The organism is Enterococcus sp. DIV0008, from assembly GCF_050542615.1.
GTDB classification, from domain to species: Bacteria; Bacillota; Bacilli; order Lactobacillales; family Enterococcaceae; genus Enterococcus_D; species Enterococcus_D innesii.
Window position 1 is genome coordinate 2,642,890 of sequence record NZ_CP172937.1, and the last position, 14,594, is coordinate 2,657,483.

Consider the following 14,594-nt stretch of genomic DNA (forward strand, 5'->3'; position numbering starts at 1 on the left):
ATCTCCTGTCCACCGACAGGGGATGTCTTTGTTCTCTCTGGGTAAAGACGACGCAACTGGCACCTTTGCTTTCCCAAAATCAATCGATGCGTGAGCGATGGATCTCGCGGTCAAAGGGACGGATGTAGGTCACGGCATAATCAATGGCAACGATATTGCTGAACTCATACACGCGGCCGTCTTCTAAAATCGCCCGATTGCTGATCTGCATTGCCGGCGTCCCCCGCTTGCACAATAAAATGCCCGACTGCGCAGTCGATGTGGTGATGGGGGTATAGCTGGTGATGTAGTGGGAAATGCGGTACCCGCAGCTTTCGACATAGCGTTGGATCGAGTGCTCCACGATTTCTTGTGTCAATTCGGGAAATAGGCTGACAGGCAATTTAGAGGTTTCCAGCTGTTCGATTTTGTAATTGACGATCCGCACTCGTTCAAAGGTCCAGACTTCCTCATCTGGGCCTATTTGGAAAATCTGCTGTTCATCCAACGTTGCTGCCGCCCTATTCAAGGAAATCATTTTGGAACGGATTCGGTCATAAGGGGTGCGGGTCAAGGAATTAAAGATCATTGGGTTTTTGACCCATTTTTCATGGATAAAAATCCCTGAGCCTTGAACCACTTTGACGATCCCGATCTCTTCAAGGTTTTTGATTGCTTGCTGGATCGTAAACCGAGAAACGCCATAGGTTTGCGCAAGGGTTCTTTGGTTGGGTAGTTTGCCGGCAGAAAATTCTTCCTGATAGATTTTACTCAACAGATCTTGTACGATAAATTCACGTTTTTTCATAACGGCTCCTTCATTTGAGCGGGAGCGATCTCGCTCATGGACCAACTGCAAGCCTTCATATCGATACGACCACTGGCTTTGAAGACCACCCCTTCATCGACGAGTGCTGCTTTTCGCACATTGGCGGTAGGACCAACTAAGACGCCATCTGCCCGCACGACTCGATGGGCAGGGACATCCTGAGGGCTCAAGCGCATCGCTCGACCGACTGCCCGCGCACCGTTGATTTGTCCCAATTTCCATGCGATCTGACTATAGGAGACGACTTTACCAAAAGGGATCTGCCGCGCCAGCGCATAGACTTCTTCATAGAATGGATTCATACTGTTCGCTCCTTCTTTGATCTTTCTATCATAGTACTGGATTCCCTACCAATAGTAAATGAACAGACGCAACTTTAGCAATAGCCGTACAAACACTCGATTCCTTCTCTAGTAAGCCAAGAACGAATCGAGTAGTCATTAGTTTGGAAAATCAAAGTAGGTTTTCGCATTGTGATAAGAGATATCTGCGACGATCTGTCCTAAATATATTTCATCTGCTGGCAGTTGACCGTCTTCCACCCATTCACTGATCACCTGACACAAAATCCGCCGGAAATACTCGTGGCGTGGATAAGACAAAAAGCTGCGGGAATCCGTCAGCATGCCGACGAAGTTTCCGAGAATCCCGCCTTCTGCTAGGGTCGTCAACTGATGCCGCATGCCAGAATACGTATCATTGAACCACCAAGCAGAGCCTAATTGCAGCTTACCTTTGCTTTCTTCTTGGAACGCCCCCATCAGCGCAGTCAACACCGGATAATCTTTGGGATTCAGTGAATACAAAATTGTCTTCGGCAGTAAGCTTTCCGCCTGAAGCTGCGCCAATGTCCGACTTAAGCCCCTCGCTAGACGGTCGTCCCCCATCGCATCACCGCCGCTATCAGGTCCTCGTTGTTGGAAGAGCTTTTGACTGTTGTTGCGAGTCGCCATCAGATGCAATTGCGCGGTCCAGCCTTGTTTCGCATACTGGCGCATCAAGTCAATCAGCAAGCCGGTTTGAAACTGTCTGATTTCTTCATTAGTCAATGTCTCAGTGGTCAAACGCTTTTGAAAAATCGCTTCAAGTGCAGCGACATCATAAGCTTCCTCTCCAAGACGTGACAGACTGTGATCTGCTAAACGACAGCCCTGTTGCTGGAAATAAGAAATACGTACGGTCAATGCTTCAACTAGCGTTTGATAGCTAGTGATCTCTTTGCTCGCAGCTACAGCCAATTGCTTAAGGTATGCTGGAAATTCTGGATTCTGCAGATTGATTGCTTTGTCAGGACGAAAGGTAGGATACACAGCAAAGGATTCTTCTGCCAGCTTTTGATGATACGTCAACGAATCAATGGGATCATCCGTCGTACAGATCACCTCAACGGCCATCTTTTTGATCAGCCCTCGTGGTGAAAATTCCTTCGTTTGCAGCTGTTGATTGGCTTTTTCCCAAATGCTTGCTGCATTGGCTAGTGTCAACCGCTCATCAATACCAAAGATTCGTTTCAATTCCAAATTGGTCCAGACATATAAGGGATTGCCAATGCAAGCCTCCAAGGTCTGCGCCCAAGCACAGAATTTTTCGTAGTCGTCAGCATCGCCAGTGATCAATGATTCCGCAACACCATTGGCTCGCATCAAGCGCCATTTGTAATGGTCTTCCGCCAGCCACGCTTGGGTGAGATTGGTGAAGTTTTGGTTTTCGAAAATCTCTTTCGGATCTAAATGGCAATGGTAATCAATGATCGGCTGCTTTTTTGCATACCCATGGTATAACTGTTTGGCAAAGCTGTTTTTCAAAATAAAATCATCAGTTAAAAACATTTCTTCGCTCCTTTTCTTAACGCCCCACGCTCTTGTCGATGGCTTCCCACAACCCTAATAAGTAAGAAGCGCCGATCGCCCGATCATACAAGCCATAGCCTGGACGTCCCGTCTCTCCCCAGATCATTCGCCCATGATCTGGTCGAATGTAGCCGTCAAAGCCATTTTTGTACATCGCTTCTAGGATTTGATACATGTCTAACGAACCTTCAGAGGAGAGATGCGGTGCTTCATAAAAGTCTTTGTCATTACCCAAGTATTGAATGTTACGAACATGGGCAAAAGGAATCCGGTCCCGGCGACAAAACTCAGCCAAAATCTCATAGACATTATTGTCTGGGTCTTCGGCGATACTGCCAGTACAAAGTGTGATGCCATTTGACGGACTGTCGACCACGTTGCAGACCCAATCCAGATCATCGCGGTTTTTAACGATACGCGGCAGACCAAAAATCGAATAGGGGGGATCATCTGGATGAACAGCCATCTTGATGCCGACCTCTTCACAGGTGGGAATGATGGCTTTTAGGAAGTAAGCAAAGTTTTCTCTTAATTTGTCATCATCGACATCCTTATACGCAGCAAACAGTTCTTTGACATGTGCCAAACGTTCTGGTTCCCAGCCTGGCAAGGTATAGCCAGAGCTTGATTCCTCGACTTCTTTGACGATCTCTTCTGGGTCTTTGTCGATCCCTGCTTTTTCAAATGCCATCGTAGAAGAACCATCAGCCAATCGATAATCGAGATCCGTTTTGATCCAATCAAAAATCGGCATAAAATTATAGCAGATCACTTCGATCCCATATGCTGCCAAATTTCGAATCGTTTCTTTGTAGTTTTCGATATACAGGTCTCTCGAAGGCAAGCCAATCTTGATGTCATCATGAATATTGACACTTTCGATCACCTTGAGGGAAAGTCCAGCTGCTTCGACTTCTTCCACGAGCGCCTTGATCCGTTCTTTCGGCCAAACTGCCCCAGCAGGCAAATCAAAGAGTGTGCCGACAATGCCTTTCATCCCAGGAATTTGCCGGATATCTGCTAATTTGATTTTATCGTAGTCTTTTCCATACCAACGAAATGTCATTTCCATTTTTTATTCGATCCCTTCTACTGTTTCATGTAATGTTTTACGGACTGCGCCGGTTCCTGCCAGCATCTTAGCAAACAAGTGACCCACGTTTTCAGCGATTCCTGCTTGATAGAGATCCAAACCAAAAATCTGCGGATTTGCTAGGATTGGTCGAATGATCCCTTGAACATCAGCGACTGTCCCCAACTGACACTCATGTAAATTCTCTTGTAATTCTGCTAAGAGGGGATCAGGACTTGGGCCAAATGGATGGCCTTCATCATCGATCGCTAATAGATAACGCAACCAGCCTGCAATCGCTAAGGGAATGAAAGTCAGCTCAGAAGCCGAGCCTTCTTTTTCCACATACTTTTTGATGGTTTCGCCAAAACGGATGGCGATTTTCTGTGAGGTATCTGCGGCGATCCGCTGTGGAGTGTCAGGAATCAGCGGATTGGGTAAACGAAGGCCGACCACCTCATCGATAAATTTCTTTGGCTGAATGATCTCAGGATCTTCCACTACCGGCAAGCCTTCACGATAGCCGATTCCTTTGATCAAAGCAACAATATCAGGATCGGACATTTCCGCAGCAATGGATGTATAACCGAGTAAACAGCCGAACAAACTCATTGCGGTATGCAGTGGATTCAAACAAGTTGTGACTTTCATACTATCGGTTTTGTCGACGATCTCTCGACTCGTCAAGATCACCCCCGCTTTATCCAAATTCGGGCGACCATTTGGAAAATCATCTTCAATCACTAAGTAATGAGTCGCCTCTGTATTAGCAAACGGAGCGATCGTCGTTCCTTTATCGGTTCGGATGACTGGCAACTGCTGAATGCCAGCTGCTGCTAAATCTTCTGCAACTGCTGTTGAAGGATTTGGTGTAATCCGATCGATCATTGACCACGGAAACGTCACCTGCGCGTTGTTTTCTAAGTATCGGACAAACGCTTCTGAAACATGCCCTAGCTTTTGCCATTCTTTTGCGATGGTGACAATCGCCGTTTGGAAACGGAGCCCATTTTGCGAAAAATTATCGGTGGAGACCATAGCGATCGGAAGTGCCCCTGATTGAAAACGATCCCATAAAAAGCTAGCCAAAATGCTCATTGTATGGTTGACCTGATGGGGACCCGCAGCAAGATCCGCTTGGACAACAGGTAAAAAATTCCCCTGACTGTCTTTTAAGCCATAGCCTTTTTCTGTGATCGTTACGGTAACCAACTGTAGTGACGGCTCCTGAAATACTTTGCGTATTTGCTCATAACTCGCAGCACGGGAAGGATGGCAATAATAACTAGCCGCCGTTGACTGGAGCAATTTTTTCTCCAACCGTCCCCCTTCGTCCATGATTACTTCTAAAATATCATTCTCGTAAGGGGCATATACTTGATCAATCACCTGTTCATCAAAGGTTTCACAAACTACGATTCCTTTTGTCAGTGCTTGTTGATCGATCAACGTTTGGGCTACTTCTGCGTGAAATGCCCGATACAAATTTCCCCCACCAAAGTGTAGCCATTGAAACTGAGTATCTGATTGATCCGTCACTTCTTTGGGAACGATCGGCATCGTAACTCCTGCCTGCTTCAAGGCAGCAAAATCAAACATCCTACTTCCTCCTTTTTCTTGAAACTGATATATTAGTATTCTAGTTCATTCTATACTGAATTGCAAGCCTTTACAAAAGGTTATTCAACTTATATACTAGTTTTATTACTCAAAACTATCCCTAGGCACCTTCCTTCAGAGTTTTTCTTTAGAAGGGAATTGAATGCCTGATACAGAAAGAAGCGTTTATGTTGAACCCTACAAATTTTCAATCACAAGCTTATGAATCAATCAAAGAGTTGATCTTAACCGCCAAACTGATTCCCGGTCAAAAAATATCTGAAAAGGAATTGGAGCAACGGCTAACCATTGGCAGGACGCCGATCCGTGAAGCAATTATTCGTCTGCGCCGTGAAGCACTGATCCATGTCGTTCCCCAAAGCGGCACCTATATTTCTAAAATCAGTATCAAACAAATTGAAGAATCTCGTTTTGTCAGAGAGACGCTTGAAAAAGAAGTATTCGTAGCTGCCTGCCAAGCCGTTACAGAAGAACAGCTGAAAGAACTAGAAAAACTCGTTATTTTGCAGCGGACCTATGCCCAATTGAAGGATGAAATCGAGTTTTTCCAACTCGACGAGGCCTTCCATCAGTTGATTTATAAAATCGCCGACAAAGAAAATGTCTGGAATTGGCTACAAACGATCAATCTGCCTTTAAATCGCTTCCGCTTCTTACGTTTAGAGGTGGAGGAATTGTCTTGGGAAATTATTTTGCGGGATCACGAAGAAATCTTAGCCACTTTAAAAGAAAAAGACCAAGCCAAAATTGCTCCCTTGGTCGGACAACACATTGATGTCATTGATAACGATTTGATTTTTGTGGAAAAGGCCTTTCCCGATTACTTTACGGAGTAAAGCTATTTGAAAATCATGGACCCTAAAAACCACCCTCGTCGAGTAGATAGCCTACTTGACGAGGGTGGTTTCATACGCTGAACAAGCGAGAATACGCTCATTCGATTGGGTGATAACTAAAGCCTTGGCCCAGTACTTCTGAGACATTATTGACGATCACAAACGCTTTGGGGTCAATGGTCTCAATGATTTGTCTGATCTGCATAAACTCTTGGTCGCTGGCCACGATCAGCAACACTTGCTTGTCGGCTTGCTGGTAACCGCCTTGGGCAGCCAATAGAGTGGCACCACGAGCTGTTTTATCAAAGACCGCTTCTCGAATCTCATTCACGTGGTTCTCACTTAAGATCATGATGGATTTCTTCCGGTTAAAGCCCGTTTCAATGTAGGTCATCACACCAGAGGTGATCACGATCGATAATATCGCAAACAAGAACTCTTCAAACCCGAAAACGAACAAGTTCATGGAAACAACGATCGCATCGGTCGCCAGCAAGCCAATCGCTGGATTCAAATTAAAGTATTTCTTGAAAATCAGCGGTGGAATCGTTGTGCCGCCGCTGGAAGATTGATTTTTGTACAAAATCGCTACACCTAGAGCAAAAATCGCACTGCCAAATATCACGGAAAGCAGCCGATCTTCAGCCACCATATATTCTGGGACTAAAGCAATTGCTACTGGAAAAGCAAAACTACCATAGAGGACTTTCAGAAAAGGCCCCTTCCCTAAGAAAGCATAGGCCAGAATAAGCATAAAAATATTCAACACCATAATAACAGCCGCTCGATCCCAACCGAGTGCTGACTCTAATAAAATACCGATTCCGCTGACACCGCCAGCTGCCACATGATGCGGGCCTAAAAATAAATTGATGCTTGCCGCTAGCAAAAAAAGTGCTGCGGTAATTTTTCCATAAGTTTTCAGAATTGTCATTTGTTTCCTCTTTTCTTTGTCATTTTCACAAGTTGATTCCGTCAGTGACCGCCTAGCAGCCATTCTTACTCCTCACTATACGCCCATTTGATGTCTCCGACAAAATTTATGTTTAGCCAGAGGGAATAACCGGATATCTGTCGGCTGATTGCTTGATTCAACCGTTCTCGCAAGGGATCTTGCCGCCCAACTGTATCGAGAGGACTGGCAGGTAAAATCACCACATCTAATTCCACAATGACTTGATTGCCGACTTTGGCGGTACGTAACACAAAGTCCACCACTTCTTCTGCGCGCAATTCTTTTTCAACGATCGTCATGATGGACTCTCGTAGTTCTTCTTTCGGTGTTGAAGAAGTCAATTCCAGAATGGCCGCTTTCAACTCTTTAATCGAAAGCTGAATAAAGAACAAGGTGATCCCGATGGAGATGATTGGGTCGACATACATTGCGAAATTTCCATAGGGACTGGCTTGGATCAGCCAGGACACAAGGAACGAACCGACAACACCCAGACTAAAGAAAAAGCCGAAACGCCATTGTTCTAGTTCCACCCAATAAAAGGGATGAGTCAGTGGTTTCTTTTTTAAGTACAAGTAAAAAGAGAAACAGTAGATCGTACCAACCAGTGAGAAATACAAACCGATTGGATCAATCATGCCGTCACTAACGTGTAACAAACTAAAGGCAGACTCAATAATCCCATAAATTGAGATCAGCAGGATGATACTATATTGAATAAATACCACTAATGGCATCAATGCCTCTTTACCGAATGGGAAACGTTCAAAATCTTGGGCTTGGATATACTTTGCTACATATAAAGCAATCAGCGACATCACTGCACCAATCAATGTATAAACTCCATCTAACAAGAGAACGTTATAACTGACCAGTAACCCAAAAAGCAAGGCACCGCCGCCATAGATACTTCCAGCGACAATCGATGCCAGCAAGAGCTTGCGTATTTTTTTCTTTTCACTCATGATATTCCTCTTTCTTTTTTTCAAAAAAACTATCAATTTGATTGCATTCTTCTATCTATAAGCCTATCTTCCCATATAAATAACATAAAAAACAGTCATTTTTTTCATACAAAGCGGAAAAAAATAGTGTTGCTGTCACTCATTCTTCCTAGTCCTCGTTACAGATACTCGATTTCCCCGGCCTATTCTTTTTACATTCTGGTGTAAATCCCCTTGACTACGCAGATTGATTCCCTTATCATCAAGGGTAACCATATTCAATCAGAATTTTCAGAATATTCCGTTATATTTTTCATAACGGCGATTCATTGGAAGACAGGGAGGATGAAGAGAGTGAATGAAGCAAAACAAGTCCCATGGACAGGAGAACCTAACCAACGAGCGATCAACTATTTGAATGAAGAAGGCAAAGTGATCGTCTGCCCCACCAAAGTCGGCTATATTATTGCCGTCTCTGATAAAAAAGGGCTGGAACGCAAGTTTTCGGCAAAGAATCGCAAACGTAATAAACCAGGTGTCGTTCTTTGCAGCTCATTGGAGCAGCTACACGAACTAGCTGAATTAAATACGGAAACCGCCGCTGTTTATGAAACGTGTTGGAACAATGACGTGTTATTCGGTGCGATTTTGCCTTGGAAAGAATCAGGAAAAGCCTATATCACAAACGATGGCTCAGAAGAATTGATGACGGACGTTCGGGGAACTAGCTGTTTCGTGATCAAATTCGGTGTCCCTGGTGAGCAGATCTCAAAAGAACTTTGGGATCAAAAAAAGAAATTGCTTTTCGCCAGCTCAGCGAACCCTTCAGGCAAAGGAAATCGTGGACTTGTTGAAGGGATCGGTGAACAAATCGCTCAAGAAGCCGATCTGATCATCGAAGGAAACGACTATGTTGCATCGATCCAACCAGATAAAACGCTGGAAACCCGCTATGAGCAAGGAGTCATGGTTTCTTTCGTTGACCAAGACGGCAACTTGATTCCAGAGCAAGGAGACCAACGCTCCATCACGCCAGCACCTGTCTTGATCCGTAAAGGACTCGATGTTGAAAAAATCCAAATGTACCTTTCTGATCAGTTCAACTCATGGGACTATCGCCACGGGGAGTACTATTAATCTTTCATCGTCAACAAAGAACCGAAGAACCAGCTAGCTGCCTCCTTTTCAAGGAAAAACGCTCAGCTCGTTCTTCGGTTTTTCTATCGCGTCCCATACATTTTTTGCTACTGTTCCGTTTGAATCTTCAGCTTTCTAGTTAGCGGAAGACCTCATGGCATTCCTTTCATTCAATTACCCTTTCTCCATGCTATGAATCAGTGTCTCTTCTTTTATAAATAAAATTCAACTGGAAGCTATCTACTTATACAAAAAATATGAGCATTATATATAAATCATTATATTTTTTACGAAAAACGAATCCATAATTAGGATCAATATTTTTATCTATTTTAGAATTCCAATTCTTTCTCTGCTATAATACCCTCATAAACACATAGGAGGGACTCTATGAAAAAGCATTCCTCAATTGCTTTCTAGGGGACGACGCCAATGACAGTGACTTTGGACTACACTTACTGCTGGGTTGTGGGCTGCCGCAACACAGTGCTTAGCACAAAACAAAAAAACTAAGCGTGGTACGGATTGCGAAATCGCATGAAGCTGGAAGCAGAAGTAATCGTTACGGACGGTGAATGTGTCCCTAGCCAAAGAAGCCTGATGAAGAACGAACGGAACCCTTTTCTCTCAAAAGAAATCATTCTTTTGGAGGAAAGCAAAATGAGAAAAGATGAAAACACGACCTTTGTTTGTAAAAACTGCAGTACGCCTGTTGCCCCCTTGACCAATGGTTCGTACCGCAACCATTGTCCCCAATGCCTCTACTCGTTACACGTGGATATTCGCCCGGGTGATCGTCAAAATACTTGCCATGGCCTGATGCGACCGATCGACTATCGCCAACATTCCCAAAAAGGCTATCAGCTGCTGCATGAATGCACTCGTTGCAAAAACCAGCAGTGGAATATCGTGGCACAGGATACGCAACAGCCAGACCATTTTATTGAGTGGTTGGCACAAACCGCTGCGTATCACTAAAAAACCAAAGAAGACCATGCTTCAGGCTGGTCTTTTTTTGGTTATCAGAACAACGGACCCCTTATACCACTAACTGCTCATAGACATTGTGGTCATAAGAAGCGCTTACTCTAACCTAAAAAACAGCCCGCTGTTTCGTCGATTGGTTGACGAAATTGCGGGCTGTCCTGCTAGTGTCTTCTTAATGAGTTTACGTTGGTTTGCGCTTATTCAAAAACGAATTGATTGTGATACAGTTCTGCATAAAAGCCGTCAGCCGCCACCAACTGATGGTGATTGCCTTCTTCAATGACTTCGCCGTCCTTCAAGACAACGATGCGATCGGCATTCAAAATCGTCTTCAAGCGATGGGCGATCACAAAACTGGTTCGTCCTTTGATTGCTTCATCCATTGCTCGTTGAATTTTCGCTTCAGTCACGGTATCAACGTTACTGGTGGCTTCATCCAAAATCAACAATTCTGGATTGGTCAAAATCGTTCGGGCAATACTCATCAATTGTTTTTGACCAGTACTGAAAAGATTGTTCTCTTCGGTGATCTCCGTGTCATAGCCTTTTTCCAACGTCATAACAAACTCATGGATATTGGCTTGTTTCGCTGCTGCAATGACTTCGGCTTCAGTCGCTTCTGGTTTCCCAAAAGCAATGTTTTCACGAATCGTCCCTGAGAACAACACGGATTCTTGCAAAACGATCCCCACTTGAGAACGCAGCAGATCCAAGTCTAGCTCCCGGATGTCGATGCCATCAAAGGTCACAGAACCACCATTCACATCATAGAACCGATTCAACAAGTTCATGATGGTCGTTTTTCCTGAACCCGTCGGCCCGACCAATGCGACCATTTCGCCTTTGTTGACCGTGATCGAGACATCTTTTAGGACCAATTTTTGACTGTCATACCCAAAGTCCACATGATTCAAAGCAACCGCCTCTTTGATGCCCTTCACTTTGATCCCGTCTTTTGGTTTGATTTCATCAGGTTCATCAAACATTTCATTGATTCTGCGCGCACCGGTGATCGCCAACTGAATCATGCTGTAACCAGAAGAGATCTGCATCAATGGTTGGTAATATTGCTGTGAATACTGGACAAAGGTCACAACTAATCCTAAAGCAACGGAACGTTCTAAGTCACCGTTCAATGCTAACCAGCCACCAAAGAAAATCACGATTGCCGTGTTCAACAAGGACATCCCTTGCATCAAGGGGAAAAGCAGCCCAGAGTAGACTTGCCCTTTGTAGGTAGCTTCGCGGACTTGTTGGTTGTGGACCAAGAAACCGTCGATGGTTTCTTCTTGCAGTCCATTGGTGATGATGATTCGTTGACCACTGATTTTTTCATCGATATAGCCGTTTAATTTTCCGACTTCATCTTGCTGCAGATCGACATATTTGCGGGCTTTTTGGATCACGATCACCGCGATCAACACCGCAATCGGGGTAGAAGCAATCGTTGCCCATGCCAATTCAACGTTTTGACGGAACATCATGATCAAGATTCCCACCATTAAGACTACATTGGTCAGCACTTGCAACAATGCTTGGTTCAGACTGTTTTGGATGTTATCCAAGTCACTGGTGAAACGGCTCAAAATATCACCGTCTTGATGGGAATCAAAGAATTTGATTGTCAATTTTTCCAGTTTATTGAATAAGCCGATCCGCATTCTGTTGGTTGATTTTCCCACCACTTGCGTGAACAAGATACTATAAACAAAATTGGCTGCACTGGCTAAGACATAAAAAATCAACAATTTCCAAATGATTGATAGAAAAGCCGATTTATCATCGACCCCTTGCATCAAACCACCAACATAATTCGCCAACTCTTGGAACGCTTCTCCGACAAAAACTGGTGCTTGCACTTGCAGATACGTTGCCAGAATCACCGTTACAAAAATGAATAGAAACGACCACTTGTATTGTTTTAAGTAATGATAGAAAAATTTACTCGCTTTGAACAAATCTGTCATGGTTACTCCTCTCCTTTCTGTGTTGCGAAGATTTCTTGATAGATGGCATTGTTATTGGCTAAAAATTCATGGCTTCCTTCACCAACCAGACGTCCATTATCTAAAACGAAGATACGGTCGGCTTTCACAACAGAGGCAATCTTTTGCGCGATAATGATCGTTGTCGTGTCTTTTAATTGTTTTTCAAACGCTTCGCGAACCAACTTTTCCGAACGCGCATCTAATGCACTCGTACTATCATCCAAAATCAAAATTTTCGGTTCACCGATCACGCCTCGAGAAATCGATAAGCGTTGCTTTTGTCCTCCAGAAAAATTGCTGCTGCGCTCGGAGACCGGCGCTTCAAAACCCGCTGTCAATTTTTGAATAAATTCACTGGCTTGGGCGATTTCTGTTGCCCGAGACATCTCAGACTCTGAAGCATCTTTTTTCCCTTGCCGCAAGTTTTGGGCAATCGTTCCTGAAAAGAGGATCGCTTTTTGCAAGACAAAGGCGACCGTTTTACGCAAGCTTTGTTCATTGACTTCTTTTAGGTCAACGCCGCCAACCCGCACGATACCTTCCGTTGGGTCAAACAAACGGGGAATCAGCTGCGCCAGTGTTGATTTGCCGGCACCAGTCGCTCCTACGATCCCAATCATTTCGCCAGGTTTGATGGTAAAACTGATATCCGTTAGGGCATTTTTTTCATCCCCAGGGTAACGGAAGCTGACGTTTTCAAAAGCGACACTTCCAGACAATTCTTGTTCTGGGACATCTTGGTATTGCAGATCTGGTTCGGTATCTAGAATCTCTTTGATCCGTTTTAGGGAAACTGCAGCCCGTGATGTCATCATCATCATCATGCCGCCGATAATGATCGCCATCATAATTTGCATCAAATAGTTCATGAATGAGGCAATTCCCCCAATCAAGGTTGGGTCATCTTTCGCTAGATCACTGACAAAGAAAATCGCGCCGACCACTGCTAAGTTGGCCGCCAGCATAAAGGAGGGGATCATTACAGAGAACAGGGTTCCTACAATAATATTATGCTTCGTTAACGTTTCACTGACTTTGGAAAAGCCTTGCAGTTGGTTGTCTTCTTGGACAAAGGATTTCACCACACGAATCCCCATCAAATTTTCTTTGGCGATCCCGTTGATTTTATCGATCAAGTTTTGGATGATCATAAAGTGTTTCCCCATCCGTGTAAAGGAGAGTGCCGTAATCACTAGAACAGCGATAATCAGTAAGACGATGATCCACCAAAGTTGTGGCATGGTTGTCATCGCCAAAATGAAGGCACCGATAAATAAGAACGGGATGCGAAACAACGATTGCAGCGAGATCATCACTAAGTTTTGAATTTGCGTGATGTCATTGGTCAAGCGCACCACTAGGTTTCCTGCCGAGAAGGTTTCGATATTACCAAATGAGAATGTCTGGATTTTCCGAAACATCTCTTCCCGAATATCGGCACTAACGCCTTGCGCCACTTTCGCAGAAAAAATCGTGTTGATGATCCCTGCAACAAGGCCTAGCAATGCTAGCCCAATCAGCTGCACACCAATTTTTTTCATTTCATCATTGTTTTCGGTAATAATTGATTCTAGCACTTGCTGCAAGAGCTTTGGCTGCCATAATGCAGCAACGACCATTAAAATGACCGATAATAAGGCAATGCTGGTTGCCGCTTTGTACTTTTTGACATGGCGTAAGACCAGATCCATATACGTACCACTCCTTTGTGTTTAGCAGAAAAGACTGCCAAAAAATTTCGGTTGCACAACAATTTACCATGGATCACGACTAGAAACAAGCGAACAAATAAAACAAAAAGAGCTTTCATGAAAGCTCTTTGAAAATATTGCATAAACGTTGGCGAAAATAACGAATAATAAAGGGATTATGATGATCCTCAAGAGGGTCTTCCTTATTTTCTGTCGCTAAATCTTTGACTTACGATTCGCTGTTTTCCAGCTCACTTTTTTGTTTTTTTGTCAGTTTTTGTTTGACTAGATCGTAGGAAACCAAAATCATTTGTTCGATGTTTTCTTCCATCAAGGCATCAGATGCCAACTTGATGGTATTCCAATGGGTCTTATTGGCATAATACCCCGGAATGATGACGTCAGGAAATTGCTCTCGCAGCGTTTCGTTGACCTCGGGCAGATTTTTCAAAGTCAAAAACGCTGTTTCTTCTGCTTGCGGACTCATGATCCCAAACTGTTTTCCTACTAAATCAAAGTAGATTGCATCCCAATCTTCGCGGTAATAGACTTTGGCTCCCGGCAAGCTTTCCCCAAATGCTTGAAATCGCTGCATTTTTTGTGCAATTTTTTCTTCAATCGATGTACTCATTGTGTGCCCCTCACTTTCTACTATCAAAACCGTCATTTTCTGTCTCAATTTTTGACAGATTGAATCGCCTTCTGC

At 44.0% G+C, this 14,594-nt stretch carries 13 protein-coding genes; 3 read left to right on the forward strand and 10 right to left on the reverse strand.

Annotated features, from left to right (window positions below):
• Positions 1-79 precede the first annotated feature (79 nt).
• The 5 genes from IGI84_RS12425 to IGI84_RS12445 form a co-directional block, all read right to left on the reverse strand.
• Entirely contained in the window at positions 80-787 is a 708-nt protein-coding gene (locus IGI84_RS12425; protein ID WP_077451974.1) for a GntR family transcriptional regulator, read from the reverse strand.
• Positions 784-1,110: an MGMT family protein gene (locus IGI84_RS12430; RefSeq protein WP_008380664.1), complete on the reverse strand. Its 327-nt coding sequence runs from the start codon at positions 1,108-1,110 to the stop codon at positions 784-786. Before IGI84_RS12430 ends, IGI84_RS12425 begins: the two co-directional genes overlap by 4 nt.
• 138 nt (positions 1,111-1,248) lie before the next feature.
• Complete coding sequence (gene uxaC / locus IGI84_RS12435; RefSeq protein WP_194195122.1) at positions 1,249-2,637, reverse strand: glucuronate isomerase; 1,389 nt, start codon at positions 2,635-2,637, stop codon at positions 1,249-1,251.
• Positions 2,638-2,653: 16 nt separating this feature from the next.
• On the reverse strand, positions 2,654-3,730 hold the full coding sequence (gene uxuA, locus IGI84_RS12440; protein WP_194195123.1) for a mannonate dehydratase: 1,077 nt from the start codon (positions 3,728-3,730) through the stop codon (positions 2,654-2,656).
• A 3-nt stretch (positions 3,731-3,733) separates the two neighbouring features.
• Entirely contained in the window at positions 3,734-5,329 is a 1,596-nt protein-coding gene (locus IGI84_RS12445; RefSeq protein ID WP_220426405.1) for a mannitol dehydrogenase family protein, read from the reverse strand.
• A 188-nt stretch (positions 5,330-5,517) separates the two neighbouring features.
• Here IGI84_RS12445 and IGI84_RS12450 point away from each other — a divergent pair, with 188 nt between their 5' ends.
• The gene (locus IGI84_RS12450; RefSeq protein ID WP_220426406.1) at positions 5,518-6,186 is read left to right on the forward strand and encodes a GntR family transcriptional regulator; all 669 of its coding nucleotides are present in this window, start codon (positions 5,518-5,520) and stop codon (positions 6,184-6,186) included.
• A 97-nt stretch (positions 6,187-6,283) separates the two neighbouring features.
• Here IGI84_RS12450 and IGI84_RS12455 read toward each other — a convergent pair whose 3' ends face one another.
• Together IGI84_RS12455 and IGI84_RS12460 are read right to left on the reverse strand one after the other, a co-directional pair.
• Complete coding sequence (locus IGI84_RS12455; protein ID WP_081117936.1) at positions 6,284-7,120, reverse strand: YitT family protein; 837 nt, start codon at positions 7,118-7,120, stop codon at positions 6,284-6,286.
• A 65-nt stretch (positions 7,121-7,185) separates the two neighbouring features.
• Positions 7,186-8,106 carry a cation transporter gene (locus IGI84_RS12460; RefSeq protein ID WP_142424663.1) on the reverse strand — a complete coding sequence of 307 codons (921 nt, stop codon included), beginning with the start codon at positions 8,104-8,106 and terminating at the stop codon, positions 7,186-7,188.
• Between the two features lie 324 nt (positions 8,107-8,430).
• On the opposite strand from IGI84_RS12460, the gene IGI84_RS12465 reads away from it, so the two are divergent.
• Both IGI84_RS12465 and IGI84_RS12470 read left to right on the forward strand, forming a co-directional pair.
• Positions 8,431-9,222 carry an L-threonylcarbamoyladenylate synthase gene (locus IGI84_RS12465; RefSeq protein ID WP_430600429.1) on the forward strand — a complete coding sequence of 264 codons (792 nt, stop codon included), beginning with the start codon at positions 8,431-8,433 and terminating at the stop codon, positions 9,220-9,222.
• A 660-nt stretch (positions 9,223-9,882) separates the two neighbouring features.
• Positions 9,883-10,200, forward strand: a complete 318-nt coding sequence (locus IGI84_RS12470) for an RNHCP domain-containing protein (RefSeq protein WP_170920085.1) — start codon at positions 9,883-9,885, stop codon at positions 10,198-10,200.
• Positions 10,201-10,406: 206 nt separating this feature from the next.
• On the opposite strand, the gene IGI84_RS12475 is transcribed toward IGI84_RS12470, so the two are convergent.
• The 3 genes from IGI84_RS12475 to IGI84_RS12485 all read right to left on the reverse strand — a co-directional run bounded on the left by IGI84_RS12475 (position 10,407) and on the right by IGI84_RS12485 (position 14,519).
• Positions 10,407-12,176 carry an ABC transporter ATP-binding protein gene (locus IGI84_RS12475; protein ID WP_194195127.1) on the reverse strand — a complete coding sequence of 590 codons (1,770 nt, stop codon included), beginning with the start codon at positions 12,174-12,176 and terminating at the stop codon, positions 10,407-10,409.
• 2 nt (positions 12,177-12,178) lie between these two features.
• Complete coding sequence (locus IGI84_RS12480) at positions 12,179-13,888, reverse strand: ABC transporter ATP-binding protein (RefSeq protein ID WP_220426407.1); 1,710 nt, start codon at positions 13,886-13,888, stop codon at positions 12,179-12,181.
• A 229-nt stretch (positions 13,889-14,117) separates the two neighbouring features.
• Positions 14,118-14,519: an MmcQ/YjbR family DNA-binding protein gene (locus tag IGI84_RS12485; protein WP_259280110.1), complete on the reverse strand. Its 402-nt coding sequence runs from the start codon at positions 14,517-14,519 to the stop codon at positions 14,118-14,120.
• Positions 14,520-14,594 lie beyond the last annotated feature (75 nt).

What these genes read in the sequence shown, in the direction of transcription:
- IGI84_RS12425 (WP_077451974.1), bottom strand. Translation starts at nt 787, where the DNA reads ATGAAAAAACGTGAATTTATCGTACAAGATCTGTTGAGTAAAATCTAT.
- IGI84_RS12430 (WP_008380664.1), bottom strand. Translation starts at nt 1,110, where the DNA reads ATGAATCCATTCTATGAAGAAGTCTATGCGCTGGCGCGGCAGATCCCT.
- uxaC (WP_194195122.1), bottom strand. Translation starts at nt 2,637, where the DNA reads ATGTTTTTAACTGATGATTTTATTTTGAAAAACAGCTTTGCCAAACAG.
- uxuA (WP_194195123.1), bottom strand. Translation starts at nt 3,730, where the DNA reads ATGGAAATGACATTTCGTTGGTATGGAAAAGACTACGATAAAATCAAA.
- IGI84_RS12445 (WP_220426405.1), bottom strand. Translation starts at nt 5,329, where the DNA reads ATGTTTGATTTTGCTGCCTTGAAGCAGGCAGGAGTTACGATGCCGATC.
- IGI84_RS12450 (WP_220426406.1), top strand. Translation starts at nt 5,518, where the DNA reads ATGTTGAACCCTACAAATTTTCAATCACAAGCTTATGAATCAATCAAA.
- IGI84_RS12455 (WP_081117936.1), bottom strand. Translation starts at nt 7,120, where the DNA reads ATGACAATTCTGAAAACTTATGGAAAAATTACCGCAGCACTTTTTTTG.
- IGI84_RS12460 (WP_142424663.1), bottom strand. Translation starts at nt 8,106, where the DNA reads ATGAGTGAAAAGAAAAAAATACGCAAGCTCTTGCTGGCATCGATTGTC.
- IGI84_RS12465 (WP_430600429.1), top strand. Translation starts at nt 8,431, where the DNA reads ATGAAGAGAGTGAATGAAGCAAAACAAGTCCCATGGACAGGAGAACCT.
- IGI84_RS12470 (WP_170920085.1), top strand. Translation starts at nt 9,883, where the DNA reads ATGAGAAAAGATGAAAACACGACCTTTGTTTGTAAAAACTGCAGTACG.
- IGI84_RS12475 (WP_194195127.1), bottom strand. Translation starts at nt 12,176, where the DNA reads ATGACAGATTTGTTCAAAGCGAGTAAATTTTTCTATCATTACTTAAAA.
- IGI84_RS12480 (WP_220426407.1), bottom strand. Translation starts at nt 13,888, where the DNA reads ATGGATCTGGTCTTACGCCATGTCAAAAAGTACAAAGCGGCAACCAGC.
- IGI84_RS12485 (WP_259280110.1), bottom strand. Translation starts at nt 14,519, where the DNA reads ATGAGTACATCGATTGAAGAAAAAATTGCACAAAAAATGCAGCGATTT.